Genomic DNA, 21,567 nt, shown 5'->3' on the forward strand with positions numbered 1-21,567 from the left:
TATGTCCAATCAATCATTGCAACGCCACTTGCCGCCTTACCGAGCAGATCATGTAGGCAGTCTGTTGAGAACAGACCGAATTAAACAAGCCCGATTGAAAAAAGCAAATGGGGAAATAACAGCTGAGCAATTAAGAGAGGTGGAAAACGAAGAAATCACACGCATCGTCGAAAAACAAAAGGAAATTGGCCTCAAAGCGGTGACAGACGGCGAATTCCGAAGAGCTTGGTGGCACTTTGACTTCCTTGAAAATTTAGTAGGTGTTGAAGGATACGACACAGAGACCGGAATCCAATTCCATAAAAAACAAACAAAATCTCATTCTATTAAAGTTGTTGACAAACTAGATTTCAATGGCCATCCGATGCTTGAAGATTTCAAGTTTCTAAACAGCATCGCTTCCGGCCATACAGCCAAAATGACTATCCCGAGCCCGAGCATGCTTCATTTCAGAGGGACAATTGAAAAAAGCGCTTATGCAGATCAAGACGAGTTTTTCCACGATTTAGCCCAAACGTATAAAAAAGCAATTCAAGCATTTTACGATGCTGGATGCCGTTATTTGCAGCTGGATGATACATCATGGGCATATCTTTGTTCAGAAGAGCAAAAGGAGCAAATGCGGGCCCGCGGCTTAAATCCGGATACGTTAGGACAATTGTATGCGAAAACAATTAATGAAGCTGTTGCCAATCGTTCTGATGATATGAGAATTACGATGCACATATGCCGAGGCAATTTTCGTTCCACTTGGATTTCATCCGGCGGCTATGAGCCAGTGGCGGAAATATTGTTTGAAGGCGTAAATGTGGACGGCTTCTTTTTGGAATACGACAGCGAAAGAGCCGGCGGCTTTGAACCCCTTCGCTTCGTAAACCGGTCAAATTTATCCATCGTTCTCGGCTTGATCACGTCAAAATTTGGAGAATTAGAAAATAAGGATGAAATTAAACGGCGCATTGATGAAGCATCCCGATTTGTTGATCTCAATCAGCTTTGCTTAAGCCCTCAGTGCGGTTTTGCATCAACTGAGGAAGGAAACCTGCTCACAGAGGACGAGCAATGGGCAAAACTTCGCCATGTCGTAGAAATTGCCGAAGAGGTTTGGAAATAATCGTTTACTAAAGAAATACTTACATAAATGTGTAATGTTAAGAGCCTGTCGAACGTGAATTTCGTGCAATGAACTATCGATTAAGCGAGGCTTGCGGACAGAATGTGGCGGAATTTCGATAAAGGGCAGCAGCTTGCTTTACCTATATTGATTGGTTTCATCGTTCATTCCGAAGCAATTGCAGCATGTAAGAGTTCCAAATTGAACCTTTTTCTGCTTTGCGAAAGCTCTATTCGGGTTATGCATCAAGAATCAATATTTCTAGAAATGATACCCGTAAATTGCAGCAGCTCTGTTTTTCTTTTGGAAAATTTGATTGCAAATCGCCGACAATTTATTTTTGCAAAATAAGGTGCTGCCCGCTCATCAGTTTATTTAGGAAAATCACCGTAATGACCTGTTTCTTCCGTTCTATTATTCTGGAAAATATGTAAAAAAGGGGGGCTAATAAGTCGATTTTACGGCTTATTAGCCCCCATTAATGTTTTAGAAACGTTGTTATATCGGTGTTTATGATTTTTTGTTTTCAATGGCGATTTGACTTTCTAAGAGCCCCTTTTTCTTTTTGACAGCATCATCATCAGATGTTTCTGAACAATTTACGAACTTAACAGCAAATATTTATGCTTTACAGCAGAGCTTAATTCGTCGGGAGAGCCTTCAAACACGATCGAGCCTTTGTTTAAAATATATATGCGGTCTGCAAGCTCAAGCGCCATCGATAAATTTTGTTCAACTAAAAGCATTGTAAGACCTTGCTTCTTTAATTCACGAATAATCCGTTTCACTTCCTGAACCATCAATGGGGACAATCCTTCTGACGGCTCGTCAAGCAGCAGTAATTTAGGATTCGTTAGCAAAGCGCGTCCAATTGAGAGCATTTGCTGCTCTCCTCCGCTCAAAGCCCCTCCCATCGATGCTTCTCTTTCTTTCAGCCTTGGAAACGTGTCATAAATTTGTTCTAATGTCCAGCCATTTTCGGCAGGCCTATAAGTGGTCATTAAATTCTCCTTTACAGTCAAATTCGGAAATATTCTTCTCCCTTGCGGAACAAGAGCAACGCCTAATTTCGAAACCTGGAAGCTCGTCTTTGATTGAATTTCCTGTTCTTCAAACACAATTTTTCCTTTTTTTGATTGAATGATTCCCATGATAGAATGAATCGTTGTTGTTTTCCCCATTCCGTTTCTTCCCAGCAGGACGGTTACCTTGCCTTGTTCAACCGTTAACGAAACATTATGGAGGACGTGGCTGTCGCCGTAAAATGTATTTAAATCTGAAACTTTAAGCATGTGCTGCCGCTTCCTCCTTTCCAATATATATTTCGTTCACCCTCCTGTCGTTTCTCACTTCATTTGGATCGCCGTCAATGAGAATTCCTCCGTCATATAAAACGACCATTCTATCCGCCAGTCCAAATACGACCTCCAAATCATGCTCAATAATTAAAACGGTCAAGTCCTTCGGCAAATTGTGCAGCAAATCGACAATATAATCCGTTTCCGCCTGCGACATGCCGGCAGTCGGCTCATCTAATAATAAAACTTGCGGATTGATCGCAATGCCAAGCAAAATTTCGATTTGCCGCTGTTCGCCGTATGACAGCTTTTTCACTATTTCATTTGCGCGCTTTTCCAATCCCCAAGTTTTGATCAATTGGTTTGCTTCCTCGAAAAGCTTCGGGTATTTTTTTTCGTTTCTCTTTTTAAACCACACGTTTTGCAAATGATGTTTCCGCTGTAAAACTAATAATAAATTGTCAAGCACCGTCAGTTCGTTCAACAAATTGTTTCGTTGAAAGGTGCGAACGATTCCGGCGTTTGTCCGTTTAAAGTTGGCAACATTCGTTATATTTTCTCCTTTATAATAAATGGACCCGCTGCTCGGCTTCAGGTCGCCGGTTAAAATGTTGAAAAAGGTCGTTTTCCCGGCTCCATTCGGACCGATAATGCCTATCCGCTCACCTTTTTTCACTTCCAATGAAACATCCTTAAGAATTTCAAGACCGCCAAAATGCATGCCGACGCGATCAATCTTCAAGATTACAGGATTCTCCATGCCCCATCCCTCAATTCTTCACATCATTGTTATACAACGCATTGGATTTTTTTCCGGAAATAGCTGACAGCTTGTTGGATTTTGAAAATGACTGAAAGAGCAATTTTCCAAGCCCGACAATTCCTTTTGGGAAAAATACGACAAACAAGATAAAGATAATCCCGATAATCATCATCCACATGGTCGTATAAGAGCTGACAATCGTTTCTAAAATGACGATAAATGCTGCTCCCAAAACGGGCCCGATCATTGTTCCGGAACCGCCGATAAGAACCATAATTAAAACAGAGCCAGACATCGTCCAATATACATCGCTAGGCGAAATGAAGCTGTTAAAGCTTGTATATAACGATCCTGCTACTCCGCCGAGCCCGCCGGCTAAAACAAATGCGGCAAGCTTATATAGTGTTGTATGATAGCCCATCGATTTCAATCTTGTTTCGTTTTCGCGAATCCCTATTAATACTTGCCCAAAAGGAGAGTGTACGATGAGGCTTAAACCGCCGTAGATCAATATAAACAAAAGCAATATCAAATAATAAAAGTAAACCGGGTTTGAAAAATCAAGTGATCCAATTAAAGGGCTTGGAATGCCTGATAATCCGTTTGAACCGCCCGTGATAGTCGTTGACTGGTGGACAAATGAATAAATCATTTGCGAAAAAGCCAATGTTAACATAAGAAAATAAAAGCCGCTCACCTTTACGCAAAAAATTCCGATGATGGCGGATGCAATGATTGCAGCCGCAAGCGAGGCGAAAAGAGTAAGGAAAAAGTTTGGAGATATCTCCCTTGCAAGAATGGCGGACATATAAGCCCCGACTCCAAAAAACGCCGCGTGGCCAAGCGAAACCAGCCCGGTATATCCGACCAAAATATTTAAACTAAGAGCGAAAATAGCTAAAATTAAAATTTCAGTTACCAAATTTAAATAAAACAAAGAAAAGATAAAGGGGGAAAAGATGAGCAACATAACTGCGGCAATAAGAACGAAACCTTTTTTGTTCAATGCTTAACCACCTGCCTTCCGAGCAATCCGTTCGGTTTGACGATTAAGACGACCGCCATTAATCCGAAAACAACGAACAAGCTTAACTCAGGAACTAAAAATCGGCAAAAAGTCTCAACAATCCCAATCGTTAAGCTGGCCACAAACGTTCCAGCGATCGACCCTAAACCCCCTATAACGAGAACAACTAATGCCAAAATAAGCGTTTGGAATTCCATGCTTGGATAAAGCCCGAGGATCGGCGCAGCAATGACTCCGCCAAAACCTGCTAAATATCCCCCTATGAAAAACACGACGGTAAAAACTAGTTGAATATTTACACCTAAAGCACATATCATCTCTTTATCGCTCAGTCCAGCGCGAATGATCGCCCCCCAGCGCGTTTTTTCTTGAATGAACCACAACAGCCCCGCTAAAATTAAACCTATTGCAATTACAGCTAAACGATAGACAGGAAAGGCTTGATTAAATAAGGTTACCGTACCTGATAAACTTTGAGGCAAAGGGATCGATAAAACATCCGATCCCCATATCGCCGCTGTCATATCATGAATGACATACGCAAGCCCAAATGTTAACAATACTTGTGACAGGTGCCCTAGCTGATAAGTTGGCCGCAATAAGATCATTTCAATAATGAGAGAGCAAACAGCTACTGCTAAAGGTGCAATGATTAAGGCAAGCCAAAAATTTTGTCCAGAATGGACGGTAATCGAATATGAGACATAAGCTCCTATCATATACAACGATCCATGCGCCAAGTTCAATACTCCTAAAATGCCAAAGACGAGCGACAATCCGCATGTAATGACGAAGAGCAAAAGCCCGTATGAAATGCTGTTTACTAGCTGCGCCCCGATAATATCCATGATTATCACCTCTTTTTTTATCTATTTTCCTGGATCTCTCACCTCTTCAATAATTTCGATCACTTCGTTTTCCGTCTGTCCATTCACAAGCTTGGTTTCAATGATATACATGTTTTGAATAACGTGGTGGGTCTCCTTGTCAAACTTAATCGGGCCTCTCGGGCTTATGAATTCAACATTAGAAATCGCTTCTACCACTTTATCTGGATCTGAGGCGTCGCCGTCAAGCGTTGTCAGCGCTTCTGCAATAATTTTGGCAGCATCATAGCCTTCCAATGCTTCAATGGTCGGGCGTTCATTATATTTCTTTTCAAAAGCCTCTTTAAACTGTCTATTTTCTTCTGTTTTTATACTATAATCCCAGAAAATAGAGGAAATTGTTCCAACTCCTGCGTTTCCTTGTGATTTCCGCACGTCCTCTGAAACAAGCCAGCCGGAACCAATTAATTTCTTATCTTCTTTTAACCCGAATTGATCGTATTGCTGAACAAATCTCACCGCATCACTTCCTGCGAAAAATGCATATACTGCTTCAGCCTTTGCATTTTTAATCGTGGTCAAATAAGAGGAATAATCATTGTTTCCGAGAGGCGGGTAAACTTCACCGACAATTTTTCCTCCTGCGGCAGTATAAGCTTCTTTAAACGCTTCAGATACTTCCCGTCCAAACGCATAATCTGCTGCTGCAATGTACATTGTCTTTCCTACGTTATGAAACGCCCATTCTCCTAATGAATTGCCAATCTGCCACGAGGAAAAAGAAGAACGCCAAATATAGTCACTTCGTTTGCTTCTCGTTAAATCATTTCCTCCCGCATGCGAAACAAGGAACGGAATTTTTTTCTTATCCACTTCATCGCGAATGGCATAGGCTACCGCCGTGCTTACCGTTCCTGTTAAAATGTCCACTTTATCTTGATCAATCAATTTTCTCGCTTTCCTTAATGCTACTTGCGGATCAGCTTCACTGTCTTCTTTAATAATTTCGATTTTTTTGGATCCAATTTTCCAATCAATGCTGTCAAAATACAGCTCCATACCTTTGTGCAAATGCTTTCCAAGTGAAGCATAAACCCCCGAATCTGGAAGCAGCACACCAATTTTTATTGTTCCTCCGCTTTTGCTCCCGCCTTCTTCTTTTTTCGATGTTGACTGAATCGCGCTGTTGCCACAAGCCGATAAAACGGCTAAGAAAACAACTAGCATAATCAAAAATAACTTCTTTTTCATCAAAATCCCCCCGTACTTGTCAAGTAAAACGCTTTCAAAATTCGCCTCCCGTTTTTAAAACGCTTTCATTTTCCTGGGTATCTTTTCTCCTCCCTTTTCCTCCGGAACTAATATTTCAAATATTATAATATATCTGAATTTTTAAAATTTCAATATTTTTTATTCATTTCGTCAAAAAAACATATAGTTAATGAAATCTATGATCGTCGCAGAAAACGCTGGAAATTCTTGTTTTTCTCATCATTCAATCTTCATTTTTTCTTTAATAACGAAAATTTTATTATTTATTTTTTTTACACTCGTCATACAAACAAATGGCTTAATGAATAAATTTTATTCGTAATTGTTTAAGAAAGACAGATGATTATCCTAAGCTTTTATTTGCAGAGGACTTTCCGCAAAAAAATAAGCATTAAAAGTGATGCCCATCGTAACCCAAATAAAAAAACCTAGGGACTCTCAAAATTCCCTAGGGATTGCCTTTACAATGTGACTGTTATGCCCACCACATTTCAGCAACTTCTTCTTTAAAAAGAATTTGCTTTAATAAGCTTACTGCCTTTCCTAATCCTTCATCAATGGATGCCAGCATATCCTCATGTTCAATTGAAAGAACATAATCATATCCGGCAGCACGCAAGGCACTTACAATATCCTTCCACACTTTTTCACCTTGGCCATAGCCAACCGACCGAAATGTCCATGATCGGTCCAAAATTTTACTGTAATGCTTTGTATCTAAAACGCCATTCACTTGTATATTTGCTTGATCCAAATAAGTATCTTTAGCGTGTACATGAAATATGGCATTTTCACGTCCTAATTTTTTTATTGCTTCAACAGGATCAATGCCTTGCCAAATGAGATGGCTTGGATCAAAATTCGCTCCAATACTTGGCCCTACATTTTCTCTTAACTTTAATAAAGTTTCAGGATTGTAAACAATAAAACCTGGGTGCATTTCAAAAGCAATTTTATAAAATCCCGTTTGAACGTACAGCTCCCCCGCCGACAACTAGATGATTATAAAGCAATACTTTTTCTACTTTTTTAAAAATTAATTGTTTGTAAAACTTTATTAGCGTTAAAAGGGAAAAAAGGTTTTTAGAATAAAAAACAAATTGTTATATATTCCGAGGCGGCATTTTAAATGATTGACAAAGTCAATTCTTCAAACTACGCAACACATTGTATCCGATGGCAAATATCCAATCACAGCAATAACTGAACCATTGGGTGCCAATAGAAAAAAACCGGGTTTCTGGTCATAACAGGTAATCCAATATTATTCATCCAGACAGTTTAGCAGTCTTTTTTTCAGCAAAATGCAGATGTAAAGTGTAAAATATACTGCCAATTGCAAGAGACATCCAGCATACATGCACGTGTACAGTAATGAAATATTGAAAAACAAAACTCGAACAACTCTCCGATCAAAAATTAGAATTTTTTATTTATGAATGCCTATTGGATCTTACTATAAAATAATTTGAAATCGACATCGCCTTAATCTGCGATTAAAGCCCCAAATTTATCATTCAATTACCGCTCATTTAACTTCATTCAAATGCTAAATGAACAGTTACGGATAGACGGCTGAATGACTTTATTAAAAAAAAAGAACCCTTGATGCTTTAAGCAAGGGCTCGTTTTTCCACTGAATTATGCCGGTACCGCATAAATAATATATCGCTGTGGCGCATTTCCAATATAACCGAACGGATAGCATGTTGTTAACGTTAAAACTTCGTTTGGAGCAGTAGATCGGATCACTGTTCGGTCATCGGCATCAACAATCTCTGTTTCTTGAATCAAATATGTGAAACGACCATACTCCATTTCAACAATGAGTTCATCTCCAATTTTTAAATCGCCAACATTGCGAAAAACTGTATCCCGGTGTCCTGATAAAACGATTTGGTCGTTTTGCCCAGAAAAAGCAGTTCCTCTGTAATGACCGACGCCTTTCTCCAATTCGTCTGCATCCGTCCCCTCAACGATCGGCAATTGTGCTTTAAGTTTCGGGATGTGCAAAATGCCAATCACCTCGTCCATTTTCGGTTGAAAGTCGCTTGGTACAACTTCGCTTCTCTCCTTTTTCTTTAGACCTTCTGCACCAACAAGCTGATGGGCTTCCTTCAACGCCTCATTTTGTGCGCTGTGCATTGACCATAACTTCCATCCGCCATATGCGACACAAAACAAACCACAGCCAATAAACAAAATGGGCAGCCATTTTTTCACATGCATCCTCTTCCTTTAATTGAGACTGTTGTTAATTATTTTACCATAAAAAGTCGAGAAGACATCCGCTTCATTTTGCGGAGAAAACCAAAAAATAAAATAATCGGACCCCAGCTACTGTTCTTAGGGAAACCTGTTAAAGCAGCCCATAAAAATGCTAGGCGTCGGTCTGTTTTCAATTGATCTGAAATAAGTAAAAAAGTAAGAACGTCTCAAGGGCAGAATTTAAAATTGTTGTGAAGGACAAAGGGGCTTGTCTATAAGACTTTTTCGGCTTATAGACGTGCCCCTTTAAAAACGTTGATATTTGATGTTTTTTGTTTTCAATGGAGATTTGACTGTCTGAACAGCCCCAATATTGTCTATATTTCTTCAAACCCACATTAATTGACAAAAATGAAATTTGGCTCGTTCAAATATTTTTTTAGCTCGTTCAATGCTTTTTGTGCCAACACTCCGTCCATAATCCGGTGATCATAACTGAGCGATAACGCCATCATGGATGCAATTTCAATCGAATCATCGACCACAACAGTTTTTTTCTCGATTCGGCCGATGCCAAGAATACACGATTGCGGATGGTTGACAATCGGTGTAAACCATGCGCCGCCAGCTGATCCGATATTCGATATCGTACATGTAGAGCCTGTCATTTCATCCGCTTGAATGGAACCATCTCTTGCCTTTAGGGTAAGCTCGTGAATTTCTTTAGCAATTTGAAATAATGTTTTTTGGTCTGCATGCCGTATGACCGGCACGACAAGACCGCGGTCTGTATCAGCAGCAAAACCGATATGGTATTGTTTCTTCAAAATGATTTCTTCACGTTCTTCATGAAAGGAAGCGTTTAATTGTGGATACTTTTTCAAAACGATCGTCAACGCTTTCACAACATAAGCTAAATAGGTGAGTTTGATTGCTTCCTCTTCCGCAAACGATTTTATGCTTTGTCGATGCTGAACAAGCTTAGTAACATTCGCTTCATCAAAATGTGTTACATGCGGAATCGTCTTTTTCGAATGAACCATTGAACGTGCAATGAATTTGCGAATGTTTGAAAGCGGAATATATTCATCTTGTACCGAATTGGTCTTTGTTTCTTCCTTCTGATTTTTTTGCTGACTTTCCATCTCAGGCTGCTGATTTTTGCGCCTATTGATCACGGCCTCAATATCTTCTTTTAATATTTTGCCGTTTGGACCCGATGGAATTACCTCTTCAAGATTCACTTGATGTTCTCTTGCAAATTTGCGCACGGATGGAGCGGCCACTATGAATGAAGAATTTGTTTGCTTCTCTTTTTCCCGCTTCTTGTACTCGTTGCGAATATCTTCTTCCGTTACTTTCCCGTTTAAACCAGTCGGCTCCACAAGCCGCCAATCCACCCCTAGTTCTTTCGCTAATTTCTTCACTCGCGGCGTCGCCCTTTTCTCGACCTTTTGCTCCGTTGCTATTTGTTCTTCCGATCTTTCATTCGTTTCTTCTTGTTTTATGTCTGGCTGCCCGTCGCGTTCAGCTGTTTCAATTGTTGCAAGCACTTCGCCGACAGATGCTGTATCTCCTCTTTTTTTACGGATTTCCTTCACGATTCCGCTTGCAGGTGCATGCAGCTCCGATACCGCCTTTTCCGTTTGAACTTCAACAAGTATGTCATTTTGCTCCACCTCATCCCCTTCAGACACATGCCAAAATGCAATTAAGCTCTCATTATATTCTTCCGACAATTGCGGCAATTTAATTTCAATAATCATGTTGGCCTCCTGTGAAAGAAATGGTAGATTTATTCATTAACGAGTTTTATAGCTTCTTGATAAATTTTTTCTGCATTCGGTAAAACAAACTGTTCAAGCGGGCGGCTGAAAGGAATCGGCACATCTGGTACAGCCAATCGTTTGACCGGAGCTTCTAAGTCATACAAGCCTTCCTCTGCAGCTATGGCAGCAATCTCCGCCGTCATGCCGTATGATAAATAATCTTCATCTACTACAAGTAATCGATGAGTCTTTTTAATGGATTTCAGGATTGTTTCACGATCTAACGGGACAAGTGAACGCAAATCGATGACTTCTGCTTCAATTCCTTCTTGCTCCAGCTTTTTGGCAGCCTCAAGCGCATGATGAGTCGTCATTTGAATCCCTACAATTGTTATATCCTTCCCTTCCCTAACAACGTTTGCTTTTCCTAACGGCACCGTGTAGGCTTCTTCCGGAACATGACCGACTGATGCGTCTAATTGATCCATCCATCCTAAGCCTTGCAATGTTTTATGGAACATAAAGACTACTGGATTATCATCCCGAATGGCTGAAATCATCATCCCTTTTAAATCATATGGAGTGGATGGAGCCACCACTTTCATTCCCGGCAAATGCGCAAACGTTGCATACAAAGTTTGAGAGTGCTGAGCAGCATCACTGTACCCTCCGCCAACAGCGGTCATCAGCACGATCGGCAGCTTCACTCGACCGCCCGACATATAAGGGATTTTTGCCATATGGTTATAAATTTGATCCATGCAAACGCCAAAGAAATCGACAAACATCAATTCAACGATCGGCCGCATTCCTTCGGCTGCTGCGCCAACGGCCGCTCCAATAAATGCAGTTTCAGATATCGGGGTATCAATCACTCGATCTGATCCAAATTGTTGAAATAATCCTTCTGTCGATCCGAAGATTCCCCCGTAAACCCCGACATCCTCCCCCATAACAAACACGTTTGGATCCCGCTCCATCTCCAATTTAATCGCTTCCGCCATGGCTTTATTTCCCGTTAATAAGCGCGTTTTTGTTCCTTGCACAGCTTATAACCCCTTTCCTGTTTATTTACGAAACGTATAAATCTTTTAAAGCATCTTCCGGATTCGGATAATTGCTGCTGCGTGCAAATTGATAAGCAGCGTCTACTTCCTGTTTTGCTTTATTTTCAATGATGTCAAGATCGTTTTCCGCTATGTTTTGTTCAGAGATTAATAGATTTCGAAGGCGGACGATCGGATCTTTATCCCGAAGAAGCGACACTTCATTTTTATCTCTATACAACTCCGGATCCCCTTGGAAATGTCCCAAGTAACGATATGTTTCAATTTCAATAATCGATGGACCTTCGCCTCGTCTGGCGCGTTCCACTGCTTCTTTTGATACTTCGTACATGCTGATCGGATCGTTGTCTTTGACGTAATATCCTTTAATGCCATATGCAGCTGCACGAACATCGTTAGATGCTACAGATGTCGATGCTGTTTTCGGAACAGAAATTCCGTACTGATTATTTTCAATCACCACAATAAGAGGTAAATTCCAAAGTGCTGCCATATTTAATGACTCATGGAAAGCTCCTTGATTGGCAGCTCCCTCTCCAATAAATGAAACCGCAACCCAGTCTTTCCCTTTTTTCTTAGCAGCTAAAGCTGCTCCAAGAGCGTGTGGGATTCCTGCTCCAACAATTCCTCCACAGGAAAACTTGACATCCGGATCAAACAAATGCATATGTCCTCCCTTGCCTTTGCCAAGCCCGGTTTCTTTTCCGAAAATTTCAGCCGTCATTTTATTTAGGTCAACGCCTTTCGCGATGGCATGATGATGAGGCCTGTGCGGCGACGTAACCGTATCTTCTTTTTTCAAATGAACACATATGCCGACGGCTGCCGGTTCTTGCCCTGTTGCCAAATGCATCTCGCCAGGAACAGGACCCGCCCCAATATTGAAAACCGGATTTTTCCCTTCAGTATAAGCTTCTGCCATTTTGTCTTCGTAATAACGGATTTTGTACATGTTTTCATACATCCATAAAAGATCATTTTTAGAAATTACCAATGTATTCTCTCCCTTCTACCAAAATAGAAAACGGTTTTAAATAGTTAAATGCAAAAATTGTGCCAAACTACATTTTTTATGATTGATATATTTAGTTTCATTGAAAATGAATAAGATTTTTTATGCTACAAAAAAAACGTCCCGTTTTGGGACGCTTTTTAGAGACACAATGATACAATTTGATACGAAATGAAACAAAATGATATTAATAAGGGATTTGAAATCTTTGCATTTGCCGATAAAAAGTGCTTCGTGATATCCCTAAATATTGCGCAGCTTTTGTGATGTTGCCGTTATATAGACGTAAAGCTTGCAAGATCGACTGCTTTTTCATTTCATCTCGATGAATAAACACCGTTTCCGATTTTGGCTTGGAGTCCGTTTTTATAATTTCCTCAGGCAAATCTTTAATAGTTAAAACAGGCTTCGTCAATTTGTTTAAAGTTCTTTCTACTATATTTTGCAATTCTCTAATGTTTCCCGGCCAATGATAATGTATTAACGCTTGAAAAAAATCCGGTTTGATTTCAGGAAAAGGCTTATTTAACTTTTCACAATTTTTTTCAATAAAATGATGAACAAGGAGCGGTATGTCTTCTTTTCTTTCTCGCAATGACGGCAAAGTGATCGGCATGACATTAAGCCGGAAAAACAAATCCTCCCGAAAGCTGCCTTTTTCGACCTCTTCCCGAAGATTTTTGTTCGTCGCTGCGATGATGCGAACATCAACAGGCAAAACTTTATGCCCGCCGATTCGCACCACTTCCTTTTCTTGTATGACTCGTAAAAGCAATACTTGCATTTCCAAAGACATTTCTCCAATCTCATCTAAAAAAAGCGTACCGCCATCGGCAAGCTCAAATTTTCCTGCACTTCCCCCTTTTTTCGCTCCGGTAAAAGCACCGTCCGCATAACCAAACAGTTCGCTTCCTAATAAATCTCGAGGAATTCCGCCGCAATTGATGGCTATAAAAGGCTTATGCTTTCTGTCGCTTTCATTATGGATCGCTTGTGCAAACATTTCTTTTCCCGTACCGCTTTCTCCTAAAATTAATACATTTGAGTCCGTTTTTGCTGCTAGCTTCGCTTCGTTTACTTTTTGGAGAAACTGAGGATGCTTCCCGATCATATCAGAAAAAGTGATTTTCGCCTGATTGCCTGATAAATGATTAATAAATTGTCTTATCTTTTGAATCTCTTTTATAATCATCATTGAACCGATCCATTGGCTGTCTTTATAAATGGGGAGTTTATCAACTAGAACATGAAAAACTTTGTTTGACTGTTTTATTTTTAAGTGCAGTTCATGATTTTGAAGATGTCGAGGGCGATTGGAAATAATCGATTTGTTGCTAAAAACTTCGCTGATCTTTTTCCCTTCCAGGCAAGAATGATTCAATTGAAGCAGCTTTTTTAATTGATCATTCACTTTAATAATGAGCCCTTCCGTATCGAAAATGAGGATGCTCTCTTTCATATTATTGGTAGTCGCTTCAAGAAATCTTTGCATCATAATGTTTTTTTCTGTCTTTTCAATCAGCTCCAGCTGGTACTCAATCGCTTTCACTGCTGATACTACCATTCCTAAAGTATGTGGATGCACTTTTTCATATGGGCCTGAAACATTTAATACGCCGATTATCTTTCCTTTTGAATCGTGAATGGGCGCAGCCGAGCATGTCCATGCCTGGCAAATTTCCGAATAATGCTCCTCAGCATATATTTGTACAGGTTGATTGATCACAATCGAAGTTCCGATTGCATTCGTTCCCATTGCTTGTTCACTCCAATCAGCACCTTCCACAAATTGAATATCAGCTGCCATCTTTAACGTATCAGCGTCGCCAATTGATTTTAACAACTGTCCCTTTTCGTTGCAAAGAATCACTAAAAAACCCGAGCCCTTTACGATTGAATACAATCCTTCCATAAACGGAACCGAACATTCAATTAAAGGCTTGTAATGGTCTATTTTGATTTTTTTCATTTGACCGTATCGTTGAAAAGGATCAACATTCATTTCTTTGGAACGAATCCATGAATCCTTTACAATGGGAGATAATTTTTCGTCGAGCTTATTTTCAAAAATAAAGCGCTTCCAACATTGTTTGACATACTCTCTTTTCTTCATCATAAAACACCTCCTTCAATTGTTGATTAAAGCTTTTCGTCCAATTGCATCACATGCCAGCTTACAATGTTTATCGAATTTTTCTAATATTCTCCTATATTGTAGCATTACAAAAAAGCTGTGAGAACTAGCGATCCACTGAATGAAGCTCCTTTTATTTTTGAAACTTTTTAAACCAAAAATGCTGGAAACCCCTTTTACTTTTTCAATCATGAGAAATTGGGGCGCCCTTCTTTTGATATCCCGAAAATACAGAAATTTACAGTTGTCGATCGTACTGGACGCATCGACAAAATTGGTCATAAAAAAAACCGATTCCAAAAGATTGGAATCAGTCTTTCTTGCTGCTGCACGGAAGGCCAAATCATTCTCTTTTTTCCATTATGCATGTGTTTGGAAATTTGTATTGCCAGTTATCAACTTGATCGGATGGTGATTTGGCAAAGCTCTGTTTTTTCTAAAAGAAACGGTTTCATGGCATTTAAACAGTAATTCCTAATGTTTAAAATCAGTGATTTTTTAATATGTTTCATAAAAAAAGACGAAACGACTTTCAAACGACTCCCCATTGTGAACAAATATTGATCAGTGTGATGATGTTTTCAAACGGCTTCCTTCATTACATAACAACTGAATTGAACTGATAAAAAAATATATACAATGGTAGGAATTTGGGCAGCTATAAAAGAATAAAGGTTTTGGCAATGGGAAAGAAGTATAATATATTGAAATAATAAAATGCTCTATATTCTGGGAGGATAACATAACGTTATAACGGGGGGAACGTGAATCGTATTAAAACGATCATAAAAATTATTGTAAAAAAAATTATCATCGGAGCTGTCCTATTCATTTATATTATGTTTTCTTTCTCCTTTTCTTTCGTTAATTGTTTTAATTTGTTGGACAGCTCCATAAACCAATTTTCATCTTTTGTTAACAAGGCCAAATCAATTAATGCTTTAATCTGTTCTTCATTTTCTATTGGAGATACGGGCAATTTTTTTACCCAATGATTTAATGTTTCAACTGTTTTACCAACGACGATTTCATTGTCGCAAGCCATAACTTTTACTCTTATAATCTTTTGTGATGAATCTATCGTTTCAACATAACCGTAAATAAATTCGCCGCTTTTTGTTTTTCCTTTTACCCAATCCCCTACTTTCACTGGCAACTGATTGATTCCTTCCATTTTATACACCACCACTTGCAGTATTATAGAGATCTGTTTTGAAATACTAAATATCTATGTTGTTAACAGAAATTATTACATGATAATAAGGGGAACGCAAACAATTTAACCTGGGAAATAATAAAAATTTTAAAATTCCATTAAATATATAACTCAACTTTCGCACACAGAAATATTTAAGCATTGCTTGATATAATTAGGTATAGTGGCCAACCATTTATTCATTTGATTTTTAAAGATGGCCATGTTCAAAGAAACCTCGGCTTCCGCCAAAGTTTGGAAAAGGTCAATAAGTGATTGAAGGGCAGTAATAAAATCTATGTCTTTTACATCTTCGCAAAGGATGTAAAAAAGGTTGCCAATCGTCTTAGGATCCTCCTCTTTTCGCATTTGCCAAGCAATGAGAATATATCGTGTAAAAACAATGGTTGTATGGCTAATTAACATGTCGTAGGAACGTCCCTGGAATTCTTTCTCTAAATTTAAAAGGGATTTATTGCATTTGAAGAAGACTTCAATGTCCCAACGCATGCCGTAAATACGAATGATCTCTTCATTTTCTAATGTTGTATCTGTGCTGAGAATGGCAAGCCATTCGCTCCGTTTATTACGGTTTCGTACAAATAGAATTTTTACTGGAATTCCATTGTCTAAAGTAGCATAAACGGATCCGCGAATGTCTTTTTTACCCATGTGAGGTTTTGCCAATTTGTAAAGTTGATTCAGTGTGAAACGTTCACCATTGTAAACGTATCGCTGCTTTAATTGCTTCACCAAGCCAATGACAAATAACCCTTTGTTCGTAATCTTCTCAATTAAAGGCGCTTGTGTAAACCAGGAATCCATGAGAACATAGTCAGCTATAATCCCTTTTTCAAGCGCATGATCAAGTAAAGCTGAAGCCACGTCCGGTTTTGATTTCAGAGCTTCCTGGCGACGCTTATAGCCAGATGTTCGTTTATCAATATTGGTATTGATTTCTTGCAGGCGATTTTCCTTTTTCGGTGAACTTAGAAGAGCAAAATCAACGGGAATAAAAGTAAAACTATCGGTCCAGCCAAGGGTAAGCATTTGAAACCCTTTCAAGTACTGATGGGTAGAGTGATCAAAAACCTTAGCCAACAGTTCAACCGACTTACTACGGTTTCTTGAAAAGACAGAATCATCAATCACAAAAGCTGTGACACGATCTTTTGAAGTTAATGGTTGAAGCAGACGGATCATTTCACTGCTTAATGAAAGCAGAAACTTTCTCCAATGATAGGTTGGTGTATTTAAAAAGCGATAGACTGTATCCTTTCCGGGCAGATCCTGAGATCGTTTACTCATAAAAGCACGAAACCAGTTCTTATATTGGAAGACTAAAAGAAAAATCAGTTTGAAAACAGTAAGACAAGAATACCCGGAAAGTTTCGTAATATTCGCTTTTCTTAAATGATATCCAATATTTAATTCGGAAAATCCTTGTTTAATTTCTTTTGGTAATTGCGCAAAGTAGTCTTTATTCGTTATCATAGTGGTGACACCTTTCTTTTGGATTTGGTTTCGTCACCAATATTTTACCAAAAGAATAGGTGTCTTTCTTTATGTTTTAAAAAATGTCAAATGATAATTTTGTACTTCCCAAAACCATTTACATCAAGCATTTAAACAAGATTTTGGACTGCGAAAGCTGAGTATATAACTTATATTAAATGTTTTCATATTTATTGCAATAGACAAACGTTCAGCACATTTGTTCCATGTGAAACATAAATCAGACAGTCTGCTCAAATTTTACCTTTTGTGCAGCAAATCGTTATTGAAGGAAGGTGCAACTTTCGGCTGTCCTTTCGTTTAAAGATGAAAAAATTCTACCCTTTGTGATCAGCTGAGCAATAGCGAGAAAAAAAGTTTTTTTAAAATAATTCTTCATGCAAATGAACCATTACATGCTCTTCCTGAAGCATGTACACAATCGACGAAGGAAGCCCGTTAATACATCTTTTCCAAAGCTGGCGCACGATCTATCCACAAGCAATTTCATACTGTATTTTCCATTTTAAAAAACAAAAATTTCTAATTAGCCGCTTCCCACTCTGTGATAAACAAAAACTATTGCATTTCTTCCGTCTTTTCCTTATTAAGGATCGCTATGAATCTACTAAAATGAACATTTAGCATTTATTGATTTAAATAACCTTTTTTGTAGTCGGTGATGTTGGAAAAGGCGGCACAAATTCACTTAATAAATATTCATAAATTGCTTTTTCAACTGATAAGCCACTTTTTGTGATGCCCATATTACCAAAAAGCACATTAAACTCGAGAATATAAAAATGCCCTCCGCTTACCAGCACATCAAAACCAGCATGATTAATGTTCAATTGTTTCGAGACATTCAACACAAGATCACAAGCTTCTTTCGGTATAAATTCAAAACAGAGGCTTCCGCCTTGGGCAACATTGTGGAGAAACTCCCCTTCCGCCCCAACCCGCCAATAGGCGGTGAAAATATCTTTTCCAATGACACAAATGCGTAAATCTTTTCCGTCGTTTTCTAAATATTCTTGTACGTACAAAACATCATTTTGATTAGCATATTGATAAAAATCATACTCATTTTTAATTAAAAAGGTTCCTTTTCCCATTGAATTCCGGACTTCCTTTGCAACAAATGGGAACGGGAACGTTTCTAATACTTTTTCGATATTGCTTGGGGTGCTCGCCAATATTTCCGTATATGGAACATGCTCAGGCGCCACCGTCCAAAGCGCTCTCGTCATTTCTACTTTGCTAAAGCCCAGCTGCAATGATTCAATGCTTGGGAAAATTTTTTTCTTTAATCCGTATACTAGAGCAGGGGCTTGCCACGTCTCAGGAAAAAGAACAATATCCGCTTGTCGAATGGTTTCTAATTCTTTAAACATATTGTCAGGCTTTATATAGTGTACACCTGGAATTCCGATGGTCCGGTATGCATTAAAGGAAACCATTTTCATAAATTCGTGACCACACTCCAAAACATATAACAATTTTCTAAATAAATAATAGAATCTTCATGAATTTTTCGCAAATAAAATTTTCAATAGTTTCCCCTTTCAAATGCCGTGAGAAATTTTTTACTTCATTATGGCATCTTGAAAGGACGTAGAACAGGCGGATGTTTTTTTGCTATTACTTCGACTCTGAAGCGGAAAAAGGGAATCCCCTTGTTTTTATTTATAGTGATCCCGCCAGTGCTGCCTGAGAAAGCGTATCACCATTGCTCCCGGGGCGCAGGCAATATTTTATGATCTGCCATTCCGTCATTACTAAGTATGTGAGAGAGGCGTAATCGCAGCAACGACTTGGGTGTCCTTCTGACAATTATGGACGAATCCAGTCAGTATTCGGAGCGTGATGTATGCGACCAATGTAATCGAACAGACGATCAAGGAGATTCGGAAACGTTTGAAGTCGATGTACAGTTTGAACTCAAAAGCTGAGGAAAACAATTCAGGATTTTAATGAGAAATAGCGGAGAGAAAGCTTCAAGAATTTGCCGAGGCTCATGAAGGGATAACCGTCATCCGCCAGCTGTTTTCTAAGAAAAATTGTAAACATATACAAAAGCCAGTATAGAAAAATGAGCTGTTTTTCTATACTGGCTTCATCTTATTAGGACTTATCGAACCGTCCCTATATTAACTAAATAATGTAAAAAGGGGCATATAAGGAACACCGCTTTTCCACACATAAGAGTAAATATTTAGTCTTATGTTTGGAGACAATCTCCTTCTTTCAGCTGAATAACATTTTAGTGATACCTTATCGAATGGGTAATGTAAACATAATTATTACCCCCGTTGCCGTTGCAAAATACTGTTCTAAAAACCTGATACACACTAACACATTTTCAATTTGTAATGGCTATCTCATAGTTACCTTCTGCGTGAGAACGTTATTGCCCGAACCTAGTCGCAGGCGAATATAGGCTTCATAAGCCGATACATTTGGATTGATGCGCATCATGATCGTTTTCTTTGCTTTTCCATTTTCATCTGCTGTCAGTTTGCCGATATTGAAATAACCGTAAGTGGTTGGTGTGCCATCCTCAAATTGGATTTGCGAAATGCTTTTGCCGCCTGACAAATATATTTGGATTTGTGCATTTGCTACTGTTTGGCCAGGTGTTAAACCATTCATCACCACTTCTACCGGAAATGGTATACCTCCAAGCGGAATGAATTTCGGTGTTAACAATTGATATTTTTCTTCACCGCCAGGCGGCGTCTCAACAATTGACTGACCGATATTGACTGTTTTGGTGAAGACGTTGTTTCCAGCCCCTATTCGAAGGCGAATATATCCTGTTGTTCCGTCTTGTACCGTTGGGTTAAGTCTCATTGTCAGTACTTTTTCCGCCACACTATGCTGATTAGCTTGAATGCTCCCAACACTTTGATAACCGTAAGTGGTAGGCCATGTTCCATTCGGAAGCCGAACTTGCGAAATTGATGTACCACCTTCTAAATATACTTGAATTTCCCCATTTTCAATGACTTGTCCCGGTTTCATATCTGTTAATTTGAGTGTTACTTGAAAAGGTTCTCCGCCAGTTGGCAAATATTCAGGGGTTTCAATGTTATATTTAATATCTTTTGGAGGATCCATTTCCGAGCCAAATGAACCGTCAGCAAATGTCGATTGATCATACCAAAGATAACCTTCATTCGGTGAACGCCAAGGCTCCGGCTTCAGCTCCTCAGAATGTTCTGGGGTCTCCATTTCTAATATTGGTGAAGGCTGATCAAGCGGTATACCAAGTTCAGAGAAGGTCAGATAACTTTCTTTATGAGACAGCCATTCGACAATTTTCAATAGCAATTGGCCATTATCTTTTTCAGTAAATCCGTCGTACGTTCTCTTGACTCCTCCGTGTTCTTCATTTCTATATTTAGGGGTGCTGTCTTCCACCACAGAAGAGTCGCCGATGAAAGCGGCCTTTCCTCTTTCCTTTTTTCCTATCGCTACAAAGGGCCCTTCATGAATTCCGCCGCCAAAATAAACCCCTTCGTCAACTGCATTGCTCCATTTGTTTTCTTCTACAGTAAGCCCATCAGGCAAATAAACAATCCCTTTAGCAATTTCAGGATTCATAATAGCCAGTGTAGAACCAGCATGAATCGAAATTTCATCAATGCCACTCGTTATACCAAAGGATTCATCAGATGGTATAATCACATTTGCTGTTGTGTTATCTATCGAGTTAAAACGAAATCTTACACCAAATTCTTCACTTAGCCAATCGGTGCTTTCAACACCAGCCATTGCAGCTTGTTCACCTTGATCCATTCCTTTTGTTGGATTATCAAAAGCCCCTCTGCGCCAACCATTCATAATTTCATTTGAATCCCAACGGTTAAAATTTCGGTCGGCATTATAGTGGTCGGCAATAAAAAATACGCCTCCCCCTTGTTCTGCAAACTCGGCAATAGCATCTTGTTCAGACTTCTTAAAAGGAATTTGTGCCTCTGGAATAATAAAAACATCATAACCTTCTAAATCCTCCAGAGTAAGTGGATCTAAACTCCGATGCTCCTTCACTGTATATCCCGCTTCAAGCAATGCATTGGCAAAATCGGAAAATGCACCATCAATCACCCAATCGGACTGTCCTGCTGTTTGCCCATGGCTGTTATCAAACAAAACTTTCTTGCCGTTCGGATCGCTAGGAACTAAGATTGGGGCCGGATCATTCGGACCTTCTGCACTTACAGTTACGTTTTCCAAAGCAAAAATTAAAAACGCCAATACTGCCACAAGGCCCTGCAACAGCATCTTTCTCATAATTACTCTACCTCCATAATTTATTAACTCAACGAGGCAAAAGCCTTTTATTGAGTTCAGCCACTATTGCTGGAGCTTTCGATATACATTG

At 39.2% G+C, this 21,567-nt stretch carries 15 protein-coding genes and 1 pseudogene; 1 reads left to right on the forward strand and 15 read right to left on the reverse strand.

The genetic code is table 11. From position 1 onward, the window contains the following. Nucleotide 1 precedes the first annotated feature (1 nt). Nucleotides 2-1,114 (forward strand): cobalamin-independent methionine synthase II family protein, encoded by a 1,113-nt coding sequence (locus NSQ41_RS18960; protein WP_339210674.1) that lies wholly within the window; start codon nt 2-4, stop codon nt 1,112-1,114. Nucleotides 1,115-1,713: 599 nt separating this feature from the next. Here NSQ41_RS18960 and NSQ41_RS18965 read toward each other — a convergent pair. From NSQ41_RS18965 to NSQ41_RS19035, 15 genes and pseudogenes are all read right to left on the reverse strand, one after another. Next, the gene (locus NSQ41_RS18965; RefSeq protein ID WP_066251407.1) at nt 1,714-2,406 is read right to left on the reverse strand and encodes an ABC transporter ATP-binding protein; all 693 of its coding nucleotides are present in this window, start codon (nt 2,404-2,406) and stop codon (nt 1,714-1,716) included. Then, nucleotides 2,399-3,172: an ABC transporter ATP-binding protein gene (locus NSQ41_RS18970; RefSeq protein WP_117016884.1), complete on the reverse strand. Its 774-nt coding sequence runs from the start codon at nt 3,170-3,172 to the stop codon at nt 2,399-2,401. The genes NSQ41_RS18965 and NSQ41_RS18970 overlap by 8 nt, the downstream gene beginning before the upstream one ends. A 10-nt stretch (nt 3,173-3,182) precedes the next feature. Next, nucleotides 3,183-4,181, reverse strand: coding sequence for a branched-chain amino acid ABC transporter permease (locus NSQ41_RS18975; RefSeq protein WP_327856166.1), 999 nt, complete (start codon nt 4,179-4,181; stop codon nt 3,183-3,185). After that, a complete protein-coding gene (locus NSQ41_RS18980) occupies nt 4,178-5,050 on the reverse strand; it encodes a branched-chain amino acid ABC transporter permease (RefSeq protein WP_063389096.1) in 873 nt (290 codons plus the stop codon). The genes NSQ41_RS18975 and NSQ41_RS18980 overlap by 4 nt, the downstream gene beginning before the upstream one ends. A 21-nt stretch (nt 5,051-5,071) precedes the next feature. Further along, on the reverse strand, nt 5,072-6,280 hold the full coding sequence (locus tag NSQ41_RS18985; protein ID WP_063389097.1) for an ABC transporter substrate-binding protein: 1,209 nt from the start codon (nt 6,278-6,280) through the stop codon (nt 5,072-5,074). A 496-nt stretch (nt 6,281-6,776) separates the two neighbouring features. Beyond that, a pseudogene (locus tag NSQ41_RS18990) lies at nt 6,777-7,256 on the reverse strand (sugar phosphate isomerase/epimerase); the annotation flags it as partial. A 686-nt stretch (nt 7,257-7,942) separates the two neighbouring features. Further along, nucleotides 7,943-8,524, reverse strand: coding sequence for a class D sortase (locus NSQ41_RS18995; protein WP_339198083.1), 582 nt, complete (start codon nt 8,522-8,524; stop codon nt 7,943-7,945). Between the two features lie 383 nt (nt 8,525-8,907). Beyond that, nucleotides 8,908-10,275: a 2-oxo acid dehydrogenase subunit E2 gene (locus NSQ41_RS19000; RefSeq protein ID WP_339210676.1), complete on the reverse strand. Its 1,368-nt coding sequence runs from the start codon at nt 10,273-10,275 to the stop codon at nt 8,908-8,910. 29 nt (nt 10,276-10,304) lie between these two features. Then, on the reverse strand, nt 10,305-11,324 hold the full coding sequence (locus tag NSQ41_RS19005) for an alpha-ketoacid dehydrogenase subunit beta (protein ID WP_063389107.1): 1,020 nt from the start codon (nt 11,322-11,324) through the stop codon (nt 10,305-10,307). A gap of 25 nt (nt 11,325-11,349) precedes the next feature. Beyond that, a complete protein-coding gene (locus tag NSQ41_RS19010) occupies nt 11,350-12,339 on the reverse strand; it encodes a thiamine pyrophosphate-dependent dehydrogenase E1 component subunit alpha (protein ID WP_339210677.1) in 990 nt (329 codons plus the stop codon). Between the two features lie 205 nt (nt 12,340-12,544). Further along, nucleotides 12,545-14,473 (reverse strand): sigma-54-dependent Fis family transcriptional regulator, encoded by a 1,929-nt coding sequence (locus NSQ41_RS19015; protein ID WP_339198090.1) that lies wholly within the window; start codon nt 14,471-14,473, stop codon nt 12,545-12,547. 850 nt (nt 14,474-15,323) lie between these two features. After that, entirely contained in the window at nt 15,324-15,665 is a 342-nt protein-coding gene (locus tag NSQ41_RS19020; protein WP_063389111.1) for an IDEAL domain-containing protein, read from the reverse strand. 153 nt (nt 15,666-15,818) lie between these two features. Beyond that, a complete protein-coding gene (locus NSQ41_RS19025) occupies nt 15,819-17,180 on the reverse strand; it encodes a transposase (RefSeq protein WP_339210680.1) in 1,362 nt (453 codons plus the stop codon). A gap of 656 nt (nt 17,181-17,836) precedes the next feature. Continuing rightward, a complete protein-coding gene (locus tag NSQ41_RS19030; RefSeq protein ID WP_339198093.1) occupies nt 17,837-18,646 on the reverse strand; it encodes a hypothetical protein in 810 nt (269 codons plus the stop codon). A gap of 910 nt (nt 18,647-19,556) precedes the next feature. Next, nucleotides 19,557-21,476 (reverse strand): DNA-binding protein, encoded by a 1,920-nt coding sequence (locus NSQ41_RS19035; RefSeq protein WP_339210681.1) that lies wholly within the window; start codon nt 21,474-21,476, stop codon nt 19,557-19,559. Nucleotides 21,477-21,567: the final 91 nt, after the last annotated feature.

It is taken from the genome of Aeribacillus sp. FSL K6-8210 (genome assembly GCF_037963925.1).
GTDB lineage: Bacteria > Bacillota > Bacilli > Bacillales > Aeribacillaceae > Aeribacillus > Aeribacillus composti.